This window comes from Microbispora sp. NPDC088329, from assembly GCF_040685655.1.
Lineage (GTDB): Bacteria > Actinomycetota > Actinomycetes > Streptosporangiales > Streptosporangiaceae > Microbispora.
In genome coordinates this window covers 191,117-206,339 of the sequence record NZ_JBFBIP010000007.1, presented here as the reverse complement: position 1 = coordinate 206,339, position 15,223 = coordinate 191,117, and the positions used below count along the sequence as shown (strand labels likewise).

The 15,223-nt window shown below is 72.0% G+C and carries 15 protein-coding genes; 9 read left to right on the top strand and 6 right to left on the bottom strand.

The window, feature by feature from the left end; all coding sequences use genetic code 11:
* Positions 1-125: 125 nt before the first annotated feature.
* Positions 126-1,214 (bottom strand): GNAT family N-acetyltransferase, encoded by a 1,089-nt coding sequence (locus tag AB0O28_RS16545; RefSeq protein WP_363640835.1) that lies wholly within the window; start codon positions 1,212-1,214, stop codon positions 126-128.
* A 135-nt stretch (positions 1,215-1,349) separates the two neighbouring features.
* On the opposite strand from AB0O28_RS16545, the gene AB0O28_RS16540 reads away from it, so the two are divergent.
* Positions 1,350-1,769, top strand: a complete 420-nt coding sequence (locus tag AB0O28_RS16540) for a DUF2795 domain-containing protein (protein ID WP_363640833.1) — start codon at positions 1,350-1,352, stop codon at positions 1,767-1,769.
* A 9-nt stretch (positions 1,770-1,778) separates the two neighbouring features.
* Positions 1,779-2,846 carry a Vms1/Ankzf1 family peptidyl-tRNA hydrolase gene (locus AB0O28_RS16535; protein ID WP_363640831.1) on the top strand — a complete coding sequence of 356 codons (1,068 nt, stop codon included), beginning with the start codon at positions 1,779-1,781 and terminating at the stop codon, positions 2,844-2,846.
* A gap of 101 nt (positions 2,847-2,947) precedes the next feature.
* On the opposite strand, the gene AB0O28_RS16530 is transcribed toward AB0O28_RS16535, so the two are convergent.
* Genes AB0O28_RS16530 through AB0O28_RS16520 form a run of 3 tightly spaced genes read right to left on the bottom strand, consistent with a single transcriptional unit; the run spans position 2,948 to position 5,705 of the window.
* The gene (locus AB0O28_RS16530; protein WP_363640829.1) at positions 2,948-3,559 is read right to left on the bottom strand and encodes an LUD domain-containing protein; all 612 of its coding nucleotides are present in this window, start codon (positions 3,557-3,559) and stop codon (positions 2,948-2,950) included.
* A complete protein-coding gene (locus tag AB0O28_RS16525; RefSeq protein ID WP_363640827.1) occupies positions 3,556-4,971 on the bottom strand; it encodes a lactate utilization protein B in 1,416 nt (471 codons plus the stop codon). The genes AB0O28_RS16530 and AB0O28_RS16525 overlap by 4 nt, the downstream gene beginning before the upstream one ends.
* Complete coding sequence (locus AB0O28_RS16520; RefSeq protein ID WP_363640825.1) at positions 4,968-5,705, bottom strand: (Fe-S)-binding protein; 738 nt, start codon at positions 5,703-5,705, stop codon at positions 4,968-4,970. The genes AB0O28_RS16525 and AB0O28_RS16520 overlap by 4 nt, the downstream gene beginning before the upstream one ends.
* A gap of 91 nt (positions 5,706-5,796) precedes the next feature.
* Here AB0O28_RS16520 and AB0O28_RS16515 point away from each other — a divergent pair, with 91 nt between their 5' ends.
* The 4 genes from AB0O28_RS16515 to AB0O28_RS16500 all read left to right on the top strand — a co-directional run bounded on the left by AB0O28_RS16515 (position 5,797) and on the right by AB0O28_RS16500 (position 9,451).
* The gene (locus AB0O28_RS16515) at positions 5,797-6,537 is read left to right on the top strand and encodes an FCD domain-containing protein (protein ID WP_363640823.1); all 741 of its coding nucleotides are present in this window, start codon (positions 5,797-5,799) and stop codon (positions 6,535-6,537) included.
* A gap of 615 nt (positions 6,538-7,152) precedes the next feature.
* On the top strand, positions 7,153-7,908 hold the full coding sequence (locus AB0O28_RS16510; RefSeq protein WP_363640821.1) for an AfsR/SARP family transcriptional regulator: 756 nt from the start codon (positions 7,153-7,155) through the stop codon (positions 7,906-7,908).
* Positions 7,909-7,977: 69 nt separating this feature from the next.
* Entirely contained in the window at positions 7,978-8,319 is a 342-nt protein-coding gene (locus AB0O28_RS16505) for a DUF1648 domain-containing protein (protein ID WP_363640819.1), read from the top strand.
* A gap of 118 nt (positions 8,320-8,437) precedes the next feature.
* Entirely contained in the window at positions 8,438-9,451 is a 1,014-nt protein-coding gene (locus tag AB0O28_RS16500; RefSeq protein WP_363640817.1) for an LLM class F420-dependent oxidoreductase, read from the top strand.
* On the opposite strand, the gene AB0O28_RS16495 is transcribed toward AB0O28_RS16500, so the two are convergent.
* A complete protein-coding gene (locus tag AB0O28_RS16495; RefSeq protein WP_363640815.1) occupies positions 9,420-9,815 on the bottom strand; it encodes a hypothetical protein in 396 nt (131 codons plus the stop codon). The genes AB0O28_RS16500 and AB0O28_RS16495 overlap by 32 nt on opposite strands.
* Positions 9,816-10,106: 291 nt before the next feature.
* On the opposite strand from AB0O28_RS16495, the gene AB0O28_RS16490 reads away from it, so the two are divergent.
* Complete coding sequence (locus AB0O28_RS16490; protein WP_363640979.1) at positions 10,107-10,604, top strand: LysR substrate-binding domain-containing protein; 498 nt, start codon at positions 10,107-10,109, stop codon at positions 10,602-10,604.
* On the opposite strand, the gene AB0O28_RS16485 is transcribed toward AB0O28_RS16490, so the two are convergent.
* Positions 10,565-11,041, bottom strand: coding sequence for a hypothetical protein (locus tag AB0O28_RS16485; protein WP_363640813.1), 477 nt, complete (start codon positions 11,039-11,041; stop codon positions 10,565-10,567). The two genes, AB0O28_RS16490 and AB0O28_RS16485, sit on opposite strands and share 40 nt — an antisense overlap.
* Before the next feature lie 197 nt (positions 11,042-11,238).
* Here AB0O28_RS16485 and AB0O28_RS16480 point away from each other — a divergent pair, with 197 nt between their 5' ends.
* Both AB0O28_RS16480 and AB0O28_RS16475 read left to right on the top strand, forming a co-directional pair.
* Entirely contained in the window at positions 11,239-12,264 is a 1,026-nt protein-coding gene (locus tag AB0O28_RS16480; RefSeq protein ID WP_363640811.1) for a hypothetical protein, read from the top strand.
* Positions 12,265-12,856: 592 nt separating this feature from the next.
* Positions 12,857-15,163 carry a GDSL-type esterase/lipase family protein gene (locus AB0O28_RS16475; RefSeq protein ID WP_363640809.1) on the top strand — a complete coding sequence of 769 codons (2,307 nt, stop codon included), beginning with the start codon at positions 12,857-12,859 and terminating at the stop codon, positions 15,161-15,163.
* Positions 15,164-15,223: the final 60 nt, after the last annotated feature.

Genomic DNA, 15,223 nt, shown 5'->3' with positions numbered 1-15,223 from the left:
CTCCCGCATCGAGGACGCGCGCTCACCGGCCGGCGGGAGGCTCACGGCTGGCGAGGATAGCCTTACGGCCCTCAATCATGGTGGCCACTTGACCGATGGGCCCAGCGACTAGGGGGATTCTTTACCTATTGCCAGGAAATTTCCCCGTTGAGCATGCCGAACAGGACGGCATCGGCCCAGCCTCCCGGAACCGGCAGCGCCTGCCGCATGATGCCCTCCTCGATGAACCCGGCCTTCCTCGCGACCGCCTGGCTTGCGCGGTTGCCCGTCGCGACCAGCAGGTGGACCCGGTGGAAACCGAGGTCGAACAGGTAGGCCGTGGCCAGGCGCGCGGCCTCCACCGCGTACCCCTTGCGGCGGGCCCACGGCGCGATCCAGTAGCCCAGTTCGGCGTCCCCGCGCTCGTGGTCCTCGCGCTGCACGCCGATGGCTCCGGCGAGCCGTTCCCCGTCCTTCGGCTGTATCGCGAAGTTGCCACCATAGCCGGGACCGTTGGCGTGCGCGAGCCGGGTGCACCACTCCAGGGCGCGCTCCAGCGTGTAGCCCTCGGCCCACGTCATCCAGCGGGCGATCTCAGGATCGCCCTTGACCGCGTCCACGACGTCGAACGCGTCCTGGCGGGCGAACGGCCGCAGGACCAGCCGCTCGCTCTCGATCCTGCGGCGCGGCACGAGCCTCTCGTCACCGCGCAGCCGGCCGAAGACCACCAGGTCGCGCGGGCCGTCGTCCTCGAATCCGGCGCCGCGCAGCAGTCCCTCGCGGGTGAAGCCGGCCTTCTCCGCGACCCTGATCGACGCGAGGTTGCCGGCGTCGGCCCGCAGCTCGATCCGGCGCAGCGGGCCCTGCCCGAGCAGGCATCCGGTGAGCCCGCGGACCGCCTCGGTCGCGTATCCCCTGCGGCGGTAGGCGGGATGCACGCCGTATCCCACCTCCGCGGTGCCCGTGCCCCACTGGGCCTTGAAGACGCTGATCGACCCGACCACGCCGTGCCGCGCGTGCATCGCGAGGTGGATGCCCTGGCCCGAGCGCCACAGCTCGTGCACGCCGTACGACAGCCACTGAGCGATGCCGGACGCGTGCCCGGGCGCGCCCGGCGGCAGCGCGGTGAGGTGCGCGCCGTCCTCGATGATCGCGCGTACCTGGCCCGCGTCCCCGGGGCCGAACGGCCGCAGGATCAGCCGTTCGGTGTTGATCGTCAGCCGCTCGTCGAACAATGCGTCACTCCATCACACAAGCGAGTTCGTCGCCCGCCGCAGATTATGTGGGACATCGGCCTCACCGCTCTCGATGTTTGGGGCAGGCGGTCCGGGTACGAGGCACGTCAGTGACCCTAATCGGGAGGTGAGGTCATGAGTATCCAACGCGGCAGCGACAAGCACGGCCGCCGGCTCGACGAGGAGCAGAAGCACGAGACGCAAGGCCTCGTGCAGGGCGCCGGACGCACCCGGGTCGAGGAGTGGCGCGAGCCCGAGCCGACGCAACAGCCCGAAGAGGACATGTCACCGCCTCGCCGGCACCCGCCCGGCCGCGAGCCCGGCACGCCGCTCGGCATCACCCCCGCCGATGTGGAGCGCCGCAGCCACCTCGCCACCTGGCTCAGCGACGCCGGCTTCCCCGCCGATCCGGCCAAGCTGCTCGCCCATGCCGAACGCAAGAACGCCCCCGACGCCGTGGTCGACGCCGTACGGCGGCTGCCCGAGATGACCTTCCACAACATCGCGGAGGTGGCCGAGGCACTCGGACTCGGAGTGGAACGCCAGCGCTGGTGAGGAGGGCCCGTGAGACTGGACTTCATCCGCGGGCTGTACGCGCGCAACGGCCCGTACGCCTCGGTATACGTGGACACCGACCGGTCGTCGGAGGGCGCGTCCAACGTGATCCAGCGCCGGTGGGCCCATCTCAGGGAGCGGCTCGCCGAGGAGGGGGCGCCGCCCTCGGCCCTCGATCCCATCGGCGAGCTGATGCTCGATCCCGTGTGGGCCGCGCCCGGGCGGGCCGCGTTCTCCCGGGAGGGCGAGATCGTGCTCACCGAGCCGCTCGCGCACCGGCCGCGCCGCCAGACCGCGCGGTGGTCGCCGCTCCCCCACGTGGTGCCGCTGCTCGCGCAACGCGGCGAGCACGTCCCGCATCTCGAGGTGCTGGCCGACCGGGCCGGGGGCGACGTCGCCGTCGTGGCCGACGGGCGGCGGCGCGAGCTGACCGTGGAGGCGACGGAAGGGCCGATCCAGAAGACCGGCGCGGGCGGCTGGTCGCAGGGCAACTTCGAGCGGGAGGTCGAGGAGACCTGGCGCCGCAACGCCGTGGCCGTCGCCGAAGTCGTGGAGAAGGAGGCGCACGGCATCGGCGCGCAGGTCGTGGTGCTGGCCGGTGATCCCAAGGCCCGCGCGCTCGTGACCGACTACCTCGGCAAGGACGTCGTACGACGGCTGACCGTGGCCGAGCACGGCAGCCGCGCCCCGGGCGCCGACCTGGAGCACTTCCGGCGGGAGGTCGAAGGGGCCTGCCGGGCCTGGACCGACCGGCGCTGCGAGGAGCTGCTGAACACCTACGCGGCGGGCAACGCGGTCACCGGCCTGACGGAGACGGCCCGCGCGCTGCGCGACCGGCGGGTGGGGGCGGTGCTGATGCACGACGACCCGTCCTCCACGGCCACGATGTGGATCGGGCCCGAGCCCACCCAGTTGTCCACCGACCCGGCGGAGCTGGCCGCCTGGGGCGTCGAGGAGCCCGTGCGGGAACGCGTGGACTCCGCCCTCGCCCGGGCGGTGGCCGCGACCGACGCCGAGCTGTGGTTCGTCCCGCGCCTCGAATCACCCGACGGGATCGGCGCGCTGCTGCGCTTCTGACTCGCGGGGCGCCGGCGGGATACGGGCGAATCCGGACGGCTCCGGGCAGAGTCAGGCGGACTCGGGGACTCGGGCGGACTCGGGCGGACTCGGGCGGAGGCTCAGGTCACGATCAGCACGTGGAGCGTGCGGGGCCCGTGGACGCCCTCGACCCGGTTGAGCTCGATGTCGCTGGTCGCCGAGGGGCCGCTGATCCAGGTGAGGGGACGCGCGGGGTCGAGCCGGGCGACGGCGTCCGGCACCCCGGCGACGATCTGGGCGGCCCGCACCACGCACAGGTGATAGTCGGGCACGAGTGTGAGCGCCCGCCTGCCCTGGCCGGGCCCGGCGTCGAGGACGATCGTGCCGGTCTCCGCGACGGCGACCGCGCAGGTGGTGAGCACGCCGTCCACGGCGTCGAGGCCGGCGGCGCTCAGCGGCGGGTCGTCGGCGGCCGTCTCCACGTCCGCGGCGGCGAGCCACGACGCGGGGAACCCGGCGGGCACGACGACCCGCCGCGCCCCGCGCTCCGTGAGGGACCGCGCGACGCGCCCGGCCACGCCTGCCTCGTCCACGAGGTGGACCACGGCGCGGTAGTCGCGGACCCGCTGCTCGAACAGGCGGATGTCGCCCGGCGTCCGCGAAGGCCCGCGGTAGTCGCGGGTGATCTCGGCGTCGGGCACGCCCGCCAGGGCGCGGCGGACCCGGGCGAGGATCAGGTCGCGGGAGCTCATCGGCGTCCTCCGTCCGTGCGGTCCCACCATTCGCGGAACGACTCTCCCGGCACCTCGGGAAGGTCCCTGGTGTCGGTCCACCCGGCGAGCGGCCCCGGCAGCCGCCGGGGCACGAACCGGCGCAGCCGTCCTCCGGCCCGCTGCAGACGCGCCAGCCGTCCCGACCGTTCGAGCACCCATCCGGCCGCCGCCATTCCGGCGCGCTCCGGCCAGGGGTGGCGGGCCCGGGCCCGCAGGTCGACCAGTACGGACGGGATGTCGATGGCCACCGGGCAGACCTCGTAGCAGGCGCCGCACAGCGAGGAGGCGTACGGCAGCGAGCGGTCCAGCTCGGAGCCCATGCCGCGAAGCTGCGGCGTCAGGATCGCCCCGATCGGCCCGGGATAGACCGACCCGTACGCGTGGCCGCCCGTCCGTTCGTACACGGGGCAGGCGTTGAGGCAGGCCGAGCAGCGGATGCAGCGCAGCGCCTGCCGCCCGACCTCGTCGGCGAGGACGCCGGTGCGGCCGTTGTCGAGCAGCACGAGGTGGAACTCCTGGCCCTCCGTCGCGCCGGTCCACGTCGAGGTGTAGGGGTTCATCCGCTCCCCGGTCGAGCTGCGCGGCAGGAGCTGGAGGAAGACCTCCAGGTCGCGCCAGGCCGGCAGCACCTTCTCGATGCCGACCACGCTGATCAGCGTGCGCGGCAGCGTGAGGCACATGCGGCCGTTGCCCTCGGACTCCAGCACGACCAGCGTGCCGGTCTCGGCGATCGCGAAGTTGGCCCCGGAGATCGCCACCTTCGTCTTCAGGAAGCGCTCGCGCAGGTGGAGCCGGGCCGCCTCGGCCAGCGCCGCGGGGTCGTCGGTCAGATCGTCGGGGGCGGGGCGGCCCCAGCCGGCCATGTGCTCGGCGAAGACCTCGCGGATCTCCGCGCGGTTGCGGTGGATCGCCGGGACGAGGATGTGCGAGGGCCGGTCGTCGCCCAGCTGCACGATGAGCTCGGCGAGGTCGGTCTCGTACGCGGTGATGCCCTGCTCCAGCAGCGCCTCGTTGAGGCCGATCTCCTGGGTGGCCATCGACTTGACCTTGACGACCTCCGTCTCGCCCGTGGCCTTCACCAGGTCGGCGACGATCCGGTTGGCCTCCGCCGCGTCTGCGGCCCAATGCACGTGGCCTCCGGCCGCCGTGACGGCCTCCTCCAGCTGGATCAGGTATCTGTCGAGGTTGCGGAGCGTGTGCTCCTTGATCGCCCGGCCGGCCTCGCGCAGCCCGGCCCAGTCGGGCGCCTCCGCCACGACGCTCGCCCGCCTGGTCCTGATCGCCTGAGTCGCCTTGCGGAGGTTGAACCGCAGCTGCGAGTCCCGTACGGCTCTCGCGGCGTTGCGGGAGAAGGGGCGGTCCGCCGGCATGCCGAGGAAGGTGACGCTCATCGGGCCCCCGCCGTCTCGGTCGAGCAGAGGATCTCGGCCAGGTGCATCACCCGCACGCCGGACTTCTGCCGGCCGAGCATGCCGCCGATGTGCATCAGGCAGGAGTTGTCGGCAGCGCACAGCACTTCGGCGCCGGTGTCGAGGACGGCACGCACCTTGTCGGCGCACATCGCCGCCGACACGTCGGCGTTCTTGACCGCGAAGGTGCCGCCGAAGCCGCAGCACTCCTCGGCGCCCGGCAGCGGCACCAGTTCCAGCCCTTTGACCTGGCGTAACAGCGTCAGGGGGCGGTCTCCCAGGTGGATGCCGCGCAGCGAGTGGCACGTCGGGTGGTAGGTGACCCGGTGCGGAAAGTAGGCCCCGACGTCGGTCACCCCCAGCACGTCGGCCAGGAACTCGGTCAGCTCGTACGTCCTGGGCACGACCTGTGCCACCGCCTCCGCGAAGGGTCCGGACGGCCCGGCCAGCTTCGGGTACTGCTCGCGCATCATGGCCGCGCACGAGCCCGAGGGGACGACGACCGCGTCGTAGCCGCGCAGCGCCGCCACGCTGCGCCGGGCCAGCCGTACGGCCTCGTCCCGGTAGCCGGTGTTGGCGTGCATCTGCCCGCAGCAGGTCTGGGCGCGGGGGAAGTCGGCCTCGACGCCGAGGCGGCGCAGCAGGCGCACGACCGCCCGCCCGGTGTCCGGGAAGAGCGTGTCGTTGACGCAGGTGACGAACAGGGCTACCCGCACGTGCCCTCCCGGCGTGTATGGTCAGACCAAATATGGTCAGACCATACATCCTGGTTCGCCCCGGGCGACATCGGCATCGTGAGGAGCCGCGGTGACCACCGAAGAACGCCGGCGTCCGGACGCCCGCCCGCGCGCCTTCGAGGAGGTGCTCGCCCGCATCGAGGAGCGGATCGCGGCCGACGGCCTGACCGTGGGCGACCGCCTGCCGGGCGAACGGCAGCTCGCCGAGCAGCTCGGGGTCGGCCGGTCGTCGGTCCGGGAGGCGCTGCGCGTGCTGGAGACCCTCGGGGTGGTCGCGTCGCAGGCCGGCCGGGGGCCCGACGCCGGCGCGGTGCTCACCTCCCGCCCGGGAAGCGCCCTCACCGACCTGCTCCGGCTGCATCTCGGTCTCGCCGCCGTCTCGCTGGACGAGGTGATCGACACCCGGCTGATGATCGAGCAGTTGGCCGCGGCCCGGGCGGCGGCTTCCGCGGACACGGCTTCCACGCGCACGGCGACGGCGGGAACGGCGACGGCGCGGATGGCGGAGGCGATCGCGGCCATGGACGCCGCCCGCGACCCCGTCGAGTTCGTCGAGCACGACATCGCGTTCCACCTGGCCCTTGCCGAGGCGTCGGGCAACCGGCTGACCGTGGCGGTCATGCGGGCGCTGCGCGACGTCCTGCGCCGCTACGCCGTGGACGCCGTCGTACGGCTCGGCGACACCGGCGGCCTGCAGGACGACCATCGGCGCATCCACCGGGCGATCGAGGACGGCGACGCCGAAGCCGCGGCGGCCGCGGTCGCCGCGCACCTGGCCCGCGCCTATCCGGATTCCGGCCTCCCCGCATAGAACGTGTTCCCATCGGCTCGTCGCCGATGAGGCACGGGCGGAGCCGTCAAGGATCGCGGTCCCGGATTCTTCGCGAATCCCTCCGCCAGGCTCCGCAACGGTGGCCGGTTCGCCGTCGCGGCGCACACCGGCATTCCCTTCAAGAATGCGCCGGCTCCTGAGATCCTTCCACGAGGATGGGCATTCTTCGCAGGAAATTCAGCATATATCGCTTATGCGAGAAGCGAGAATGAATGGCGGAGCGCGACGACGTCTCCTCACGCGATTCCGCCGCGGCGCGCCGACGGCGACCAGGCCGGCGCCGTACCGGCCGCGCCCCTGCTTCCGATTGCACCCCTGCTTCCGATGCGCCCGGGGCCCGAGGCGACGACACGAGGAGCGGGAAGCGGCCGCCGAGCGCGGCCGGGACCGGCCACGGAAACAGCCACCGAGCGTGGCGCCGCAATCACGATTTCCGCTCGATATATTCATATAGTTTTTATCTAGTCGCCGGTGCTACCCTCCCGGCCAAGGGGATATAAGCCTCCCCTTGACCGGCACGACAACCAGCTTCGCAATGCGAAGACCAGAACGCACGCCAGGAAGGGAATCGTGAGATTTCTCCTCTTAGGTCAGATGGAGATTCACCGGAACGATGGCACTCCTGTTCATCTCGCACGGCTGAAAGTACGTCAGCTTCTGGCCCTGATGCTGCTCAATTCGGGGGTCGCCCTGACAGTCGACCGCATTGTGACGATGCTGTGGAGCGACCTGCCGCCAGTCTCCGCCAGGGGCAACGTGAAGACATATGTCTCGATGCTCCGGGAGAAACTTGCCGGCACCGGCGCCTCATTGGTCACCGTGCCGAACGGCTATCGGCTCGACCTCTCCCCCGGGCATCTCGACGTCGCGTCGTTCGACGCGCTTCGCGAACTGGGGACCATGAGCATCGCCGGCGGGGACGACGAGGCGGCGGTCGGGCATCTGGGCGACGCCTTGCGCCTGTGGCGCGGATCCGCGTTGCAGGACATCGTCGAGGGCTCGGACGTGCTGAGCAGCATGGCGGAGATGCTGAACGAGCGGCGGATCACGGTCGTCAGAACGCTGGCGTCCACGTTCCTGCGGCTCGGCCGCGGCCCCGAGGCGATCGACCATCTTCGGGTCGCGGTCTCCGGCAACCCGGTCAACGAGAGCCTGTGGGGCGACCTCATGGTCGCGCTCTGCCAGGAGGGGCGCCGCGGTGACGCGTTGATGGCGTACGCGCAGTGCCGGGCCGTCCTGTCGGAGGCGCTCGGAGTCGAGCCGAGCCACCACCTGGCATCCCTGCACCAGAGGATCCTCATCACCGACCCGGTCCCGGCGGGCGTGCTCACCGCTTCGCCGTCTCGGTGACTTCGGCGGACGACGACGGCGGCCGGCGGGAGTCCGGCACGGCGGCCCCGGCAGGAGACGGAGCGGCCCTTGCGCGGACTCCTCGTCACCAGCCTCATCCTGCTCGCTCTGCAAGCGGCACTCATGGTCTACGACCTGACGGCGAGCCCTGACACGGTTCCGGCTCACTTCGACAGCGGAGGGCAGGTCACGGAGACCGGTTCGAAATGGCAGGTCTTCCCCGGCCCCGTGCTCGCGAGCGTCATCGTCGTCGCCGCCGCGTATTCGTCGGCGAGGAACACCGGCTTCGGGCGCAGGCCCGGACGGTCACGGCGCCTGTTCGGGACGATCTGGATCGGTGTGGTCGCCGCGCTCACGCTGGCCGAGGCCATCCTGGTCATCGCGATCGGCACGGCGCTCGTCTCCCGATAGCGGGGTCCACCGCCCGCGACCTCCCGGCGGCCGGCCCTCGTTCCCCTCGTCCGCTTCGGACGGCCGAGCGCTGTCCCCGCTCTGGCCCGTCCACATAGAACGTGTTCTAATCACGCGTGTGGCCGACGATCTGAGACTCGGGCTCAACCTTGGTTACTGGCAGCGAGACCCCGCCGACGCCACCGATCTCGTGCTGGCCGCCGAGCGGCTCGGCTACGACTCGGTGTGGACCGCGGAGGCGTACGGCAGCGACGCGTTCACCCCGCTGGCCTGGTACGGCGCGAGGACCAGCCGCATCAAGCTCGGCACCAGCGTCGCCCAGCTGTCCGCCCGGCCCCCGGTGACGACCGCGATGACCGCGATGACGCTCGACCACCTCACCGGCGGGCGGCTGCTGCTCGGCGTCGGCGCCTCGGGCCCGCAGGTCGTCGAGGGCTGGTACGGCCAGCCGTTCGCGGCGCCGCTCGCCCGCACCCGTGAGTACGTCGAGATCATGCGCAGGGTATGGCGCCGGGAGGAGCCGGTGACCAGCCCCGGCCCGCACTACCCGCTGCCGCTGCCCGGCGGCCTCGGCAAGCCGCTCAAGCTGATCACTCATCCGCTGCGGCCAGGAATCCCGGTCTACCTGGGCGCCGAGGGCCCGAAGAACGTCGCGCTCGCCGCCGAGATCGGGCAGGGCTGGCTGCCGCTGTTCGCCTTTCCGGAGAAGATCGAGGCGATGTACGGCGACGCGCTGGCCGGCGCGAAGCCCGGCTTCGACGTCGCCGCCATGGTCATGGTGGTCGTCACCCACGACCTGCGGGCCGCGCTGGACGGCGTGAAGATGATGCTGATGCTCTACATCGGCGGCATGGGGGCGAAGACCCGCAACTTCCACGCGGACATCATCGGCCGCATGGGGTACGCCGAGCAGGCCCGCCGCATCCAGGAGCTGTATCTGAGCGGCCGCCGCGACGAGGCGTTCGCCGCGATCCCCGACGAGCTGGCCGACGGCATCGCGCTGCTCGGGCCGCTCGGCCGCATCCGGGAGCGGCTGGACCTGTGGCGGCGCAGCCCGGTCACCACACTGCTCGTCATGGGCCCCCGCGACGAGCCCACGCTCAGAGCCGTACGGGATCTGGTCCTCGGCTGAACGCGGCCCGCTCGGCGGCGGCCTCGGCGAACGCGCGCACGAGCGGATGGGGCGGGCGCTCGGCAAGCTCGGGCTGGAACAGCGTGACCAGATAGAAGGGATGGCCGGGCAGCTCCGCCACCCGCGCCTCCCCCTCCTCGTCGTGGCCGGTGAAGCGCAGGCCGTGCGCCTCCAGCGTCTCCAGGTAGGCGGGATCCGGGCCGTAGGAGCAGAAGTACCGCTCCACCGTCCGGTCCGCGCCGACGATCCGCTCGGCGAGCGAGCCGGGGACGGGCCGGACCGTCGCCTCGTGACCGGCGAGGGAGCAGGCGAGCTGCCTGATCAAGGGGTTGGGGGCGCCCGGGTCGTTCTCCGCGTGGCTCACGGTCAGCCCGCGAACGTGGCGGGCGTATTCCAGCAGCGCGTGCTGGAAACCCGCGCAGGTGCCGAGCAGCGGGAGCGCGTTCTCCCTGGCGGTCCGCGCGCCGTGATCGCGCCCCGCTCGCTATGTCCGTGGACCCTCATCTGCTGCGCACGTTCGTGACCGTGGTCGCCGCGGAGTCGTCCTCGGCGGCGGCCGACCGCGTCGGCCTCCAGCGCCGCGATCTGCTGGGAGACCGCGGGCTGGGTGTAGCCGAGCCCGCTGCGCGTCGCCGGGGCGGCGGCGGCCGTGGCGATGGTGGCCTCGGGCGAGGCCGACCTCGCGCTCGTGAACGGCCCCGCGGCGCCCTCCGACCCGCTGCAGCTCCCGGACGCGGGGCCGCTCACCGCCGTCGGCGTGCGGGAGGAGGAGCTGGTGGTCGTGCTGCCGGAGGGACATCCGCTGGCGAGCCGTGCCGGCCTGCGACTGGACGACCTGGCGGACGCCCTGTGGGTGGACGCCGCGGATGTGATGCCGCTCGACCGCCTGCGCGCCGTGGCACGGCTCAACGGGCTGCGGCCCGGCATCCGCCACGAGGGCCACGACCCGGCCGTCGCGGCACACCTCGCCGCGGCCGGGCACGGCCCTGCTACCCGCGTCCGCCGCGAGGTGCGGGGTGCGGGTGCCGCTGCCGGCGCCGAGAATCGTCCACCGGGTCGAACTGGTGCACGCGGCCCTGCCGCCCGGCCCCGCCGCCGAGGTCGTCCGCACGCTCACCTCGTGAGCGACAGATCACCCACGGCGTCCGCGTAGTAGACCGATCCGCCGAGGTGGAAGGCGACCTGCCGGAGCGTCCAGCCCTCGCCGGGCGAGTGGTCGAGCCGGTCCGGGGTCAGCGCCTCCAGGCGGGCCGTCCAGATCCGGGCGAGCCGGGTGAGCCTGCTGCGGGCCTCGTCGAGGTCCTGCTCGGTGAACGGGGCGAGGTCGGCCGCAGTGGTGATCATGGAAGCGTGCCAGTGGTCGGGCAGGGGCACGCGACCGGCCAGCCGGTCCTCGATCTCCGCCAGGTGGTCCACGAGATGGTCGGCCACCCGGCGGATCGCTTTGTGCGGGGTGTAGATCCGGTCGCCCGAGGACACCGGACGGCCGTCCCAGGCGGTCCAGGTCTCCGCCAGGCGGAGAACGTGGTCGATCATCCCGGTCACGACCAGCGCGGGCTCGCGGTCGTCGGTCAGCGGGGCGTCCGTCATGTGCGGCCTCCAAGCGTGTGAACAGGTGTGCGCGCAGGCTAGGGCCAGGCTGTTTCGACGCCCGCCGAAACGTTCCGGCGGCACGCCGCGAAGGTCGGGTGAGGCCCTTTTCCACGGCCGTACGAAGATCGGATTAGCGGCGGCGCGGATGGGATAAGAGTGAGGCAGGTCACACACCCGGCGCGGGGGGAGAACAGATGCGGTCCACGTCGTCAGCGGTGAGCCGGGCGGCGGCCGGCGTGTACGCGGCCCTAGCCGCCCAGGTCGTCTCGGTGGCCGCGCTGGCCGTGTTCGAGGAGTCCCGGGGCAGCCGGCTGGCCTCGCAGATCGCGGCCTTCGGCGGGGATCCCGCCTCTCCGGCCGCGCGGGCCGTCAGCGGCGCGGCGACGACGTTCGCCGTGCTGGTCCTCGCGCTCCTCACCGCCACCATGACCGCCGCCCTCGCCTACCTGTCCTGGCTGCGGCAGGTGCGCCCGGCCACGCCACCCGCCGTGCTCGCGGCGGCGTGCCTCGTGCCGGGGGTGAATCTCGTGGCCCCGCCGTTCCTGGCCGACCTGGCCTGGCGTGCGGCTCCCGCGCCGCGGCACGGTCGCCCGGCGGACGGTACGCGGCGGGAGAACGGCTCGGTCGTCGCGAGGAGCACCACGGGCAACACCACGGGCGACGACACGGGCGGCATCACCGTGCCCGCGCCCCGGGGCCGCGACCGGGGGGAGCCGGGCGACGGCTCCGCCGAGCGCACCCGGTGGCTGGCGATCCTCGCCTGCTGGTGGGTGAGCTGGCTGGCGGCGCTCGGGCTGGTGTTCGCCGGCCCGGCCGGGGACGGGCTGACCGGCCTCGGGATGCCCCAGGCCGCCGCGGTCGCCGTCGCGGCGCTCCTGTGCGCCTCGGCCGTCCGCGAGGTCACCGCCCGGCACACGGGTGCGGGGCACGGCCGCCCGGCGCGGCCCGCGACCCGGCCGCAGGTCCACCTCAACCCTGCCCGCCACCAGGCCCTCGCCCCTGCCCTCAACCAGGCCGAACGGCCGTCCGGCAAGCCCGTCGCGGCGGCACCGGCCGCCCGCGCGGCACACGCCGGGCGCGCGGACGGCGGGGAGGATCACCGGCCGGGCGGCGGGCCCGAGCTGCCGGAGCCGGCGTGCCAGAGCCGCCGCTGGGGCGCGGACGGACGGCACAGGAACCGCCCCTCGCGCACGGCCGGCGGGGCGCCGTTGTCGGAGTAGGGCGACATTTCGGCAGCGGTTGCCGTACTCGATGGGCCGCGGCCCGGCATCCGCTACCAGGGCCGCGACGCGACCGTCGCCGCGCGCCTGGCCGCGGACGGGGACGGCCTGACCCTGCTGCCCGCGTCCGCCGCGCCAAGCGCGAGCACACCTGCCCGGCGGGCCGATCGCGGCGGTGTGGGACAACCAGGGTGCGCACGTCAGGCTGACCATGCGTGCCTTTCGTCGAGGCGCACGCGTGGCTGACCGTCTTCCGCCTGCCCGCCCACGCCCCGAGCTCAACCCGGCCGGGGGGTGTGGGCCGACCTCGGCTTTCCAGCCTCGGTATCGCCCTTTCGGTGAATGGCGCCTCTCGCGGGCCGGGCCGGCTTGTCGTGCCGCTGACGAGCCGAGATCTCTTACGTCAGACAGGGTTCACATCGTGGTCATCCGACGCATGATCGCCGTCAGTTGAACAGCGATACCTTTCCACGGGTAGCCATTGTCCCGGTATGTACCACAGTTACCTATACCGGCAGAATGCCCCTCTTTTAGGTGGAATATGTATCGCACACGCCGATTAGCATTATCGTCCCGTCGTGTCCTTATTTCCGTGCTGTCCATCGTGGTGGCCACTGCGATGGTGGTGTCCCTCGCTCCCGTCACTCCGGCGCGAGCGGCGGCCCGGGACCTCACCATCACACTCAACGCCTCCGACCTCGGGGTGACCCCTTCCGTCCTTCGGGACATGGTCCCGGAGATGCAGGCGGAGATCAGAGAGCACGGCGGACTGGGCGACACGCTCAAGGAGGCGGTCGCGGACAGCCCGACCCCCGTGAGTCCCACCGTCGACACCTCGGTGTGGCCGAATTTCGGCGGCACGGTGAACGTGACTCCCGACGGCGCCGGTCTGGTCCTGACCATCCCGGCCGCGGAGATAACCACCTCCAGCTTCTGGCAGCAGGTCGCCACCACGGCGATCGCCTGGGTCGTCGGATACGGGCTCAGGATGCTGTGCATCGCGTCCTTCACAGCCAGCGGGGTGCTCGCCGCGACCATCCCGCTGATCTGCACCCCCCTTCAAACCACCGTCACCGGCATCATGGCGGCGCTCGTGTCGCACGCGTTCGCGGGAGACCTGGGCTCCCCTGAGGCGACCAGGGACATCATCATCGCCGGGATACTCGGACTGGCCGGGGGCTACATCTGGGAGAGATACCTCTCTCCGTGGGCGAAGGCCAATCTCGCCGATGCCATCAAGAGGGCCGGCACCTGGATCAGGTCCCAGGTGCCCTGGGTCGACTCCTGGTTCGGAGGCGTGGTCGCCCAGAGGGTGGAGCAGCTCGGCTGGCGGTTCCAGGAGCTGGAAGACCTCATCGCCGAAGAGACGGCTGCATGGGCCGGGGTTTCCTCGAACCTTCAGCGGAATCTGCGGATCATGGCGCTGGGCGACTCGATCACGTACGGCGCGGGCAGTTCGAACGGAGGCGGTTACCGGCCGGCTCTCAGCACCATGTTGAGAGAAGACGGGGCCACCGTCACGTTCGTCGGCTCACAGCACTCGGGCCCGGCGCCCGACGCCCACGAGGGGCACTCCGGCTGGACGATCTCCCAGATCGCCGGCATCACGGACTCGGCGATGGCCACGTATCGGCCCAACGTAGTGCTGCTGCACATCGGCACCAACGACATGAACAACAACGACAACCCGGACGGCGCGCCGGCCAGGCTCGGCGGCCTCATCGACCAGATCTTCCGGGCCGACCCCAAGGTGACCCTCCTGGTCTCGACCATCGTCCCGTCCAACTGGGGGCCGACCCAGGAGCGGATCCTGCGGTTCAACAAGGCGATCCGGTCGGAGATAGGGGCGCGGTGGGTCGCCGGCAAGCACGTCTACATGGTCAATATGAACCCGGTGACGCTCACCGATCTGGCCGACCTCCTGCACCCCAACGACTCCGGCTACCTGAAGATGGCGGCATTGTTCTACCGCGGCCTGGTGGACGTGGGGCGGGCCGGATGGATAGCGGCATCCGACGGCGGGACCCCGGCCGGCGGCCCCGTCAGGGGCTGGTTTCCCCAGAACACGATCGCGTCCGGGACCTTCGGCGGAGCCACCGGCAGAGTCGTCTACGCCGACATCGACGGTGACCATAAGGCCGACTACCTCCAGGTCAACTCCAACGGCTCCGTCCAGGCCTGGCTGAACGGCGGCCCCAACCCCAAGGAGCCCACTGGCAGCGACTGGCTCTGGTGGCCGCAAGGCACCATCGCCGGCGGCGTCGGCGCACCAGGCGGCAACATCCGCTTCACCGACCTCAACGGCGACGGCAAGGCCGACTACGTGAAAGTCAATGACGACAGCTCGGTGCAGGCCTGGCTGAACGGCGGCCCCAACCCCAAGGAGCCCACTGGCAGCGACTGGCTCTGGTGGCCGCAAGGCACCATCGCCGGCGGCGTCGGCGCACCAGGCGGCAACATCCGCTTCACCGACCTCAACGGCGACGGCAAGGCCGACTACGTGAAAGTCAATGACGACAGCTCGGTGCAGGCCTGGCTGAACGGCGGCCCCAACCCCAAGGAGCCCACTGGCAGCGACTGGCTCTGGTGGCCGCAAGGCACCATCGCCAGTGGCGTCGGCGCACCCGGCAGCCGTATCCGCTTCGCCCCGCTCTACGGGACCCGGTCCGCCGACTACATCCTCATGGGCGACGACAGCTCCGTTCAGGTCTGGCAGAACGGCGGCCCCAAGCCCAGCGGCGGCGACTGGTACTGGTTCCCCGGCGGGCAGATCGCCAGCGGTGTCGGCGTCGACGGCACCCGGATCCAGTTCGCCGACCTCAACGCCGACGGCCGGGCCGACTACCTCGACGTCGACCCCCAGACCGGCTCCACCCGGGCCTGGATCAACTTCGGCTGAACACACGGCGGGACCGGACAGCGCTGTCCGGTCCCGCACCCGGAAGCGCCGGGAAGACAA

Coding starts and splice junctions, on each gene's coding strand:
- AB0O28_RS16540 (WP_363640833.1), top strand. CDS start 1,350: ATGAGTATCCAACGCGGCAGCGACAAGCACGGCCGCCGGCTCGACGAG.
- AB0O28_RS16530 (WP_363640829.1), bottom strand. CDS start 3,559: ATGAGCTCCCGCGACCTGATCCTCGCCCGGGTCCGCCGCGCCCTGGCG.
- AB0O28_RS16525 (WP_363640827.1), bottom strand. CDS start 4,971: ATGAGCGTCACCTTCCTCGGCATGCCGGCGGACCGCCCCTTCTCCCGC.
- AB0O28_RS16510 (WP_363640821.1), top strand. CDS start 7,153: ATGGAGATTCACCGGAACGATGGCACTCCTGTTCATCTCGCACGGCTG.
- AB0O28_RS16490 (WP_363640979.1), top strand. CDS start 10,107: ATGGTGGCCTCGGGCGAGGCCGACCTCGCGCTCGTGAACGGCCCCGCG.
- AB0O28_RS16485 (WP_363640813.1), bottom strand. CDS start 11,041: ATGACGGACGCCCCGCTGACCGACGACCGCGAGCCCGCGCTGGTCGTG.
- AB0O28_RS16480 (WP_363640811.1), top strand. CDS start 11,239: ATGCGGTCCACGTCGTCAGCGGTGAGCCGGGCGGCGGCCGGCGTGTAC.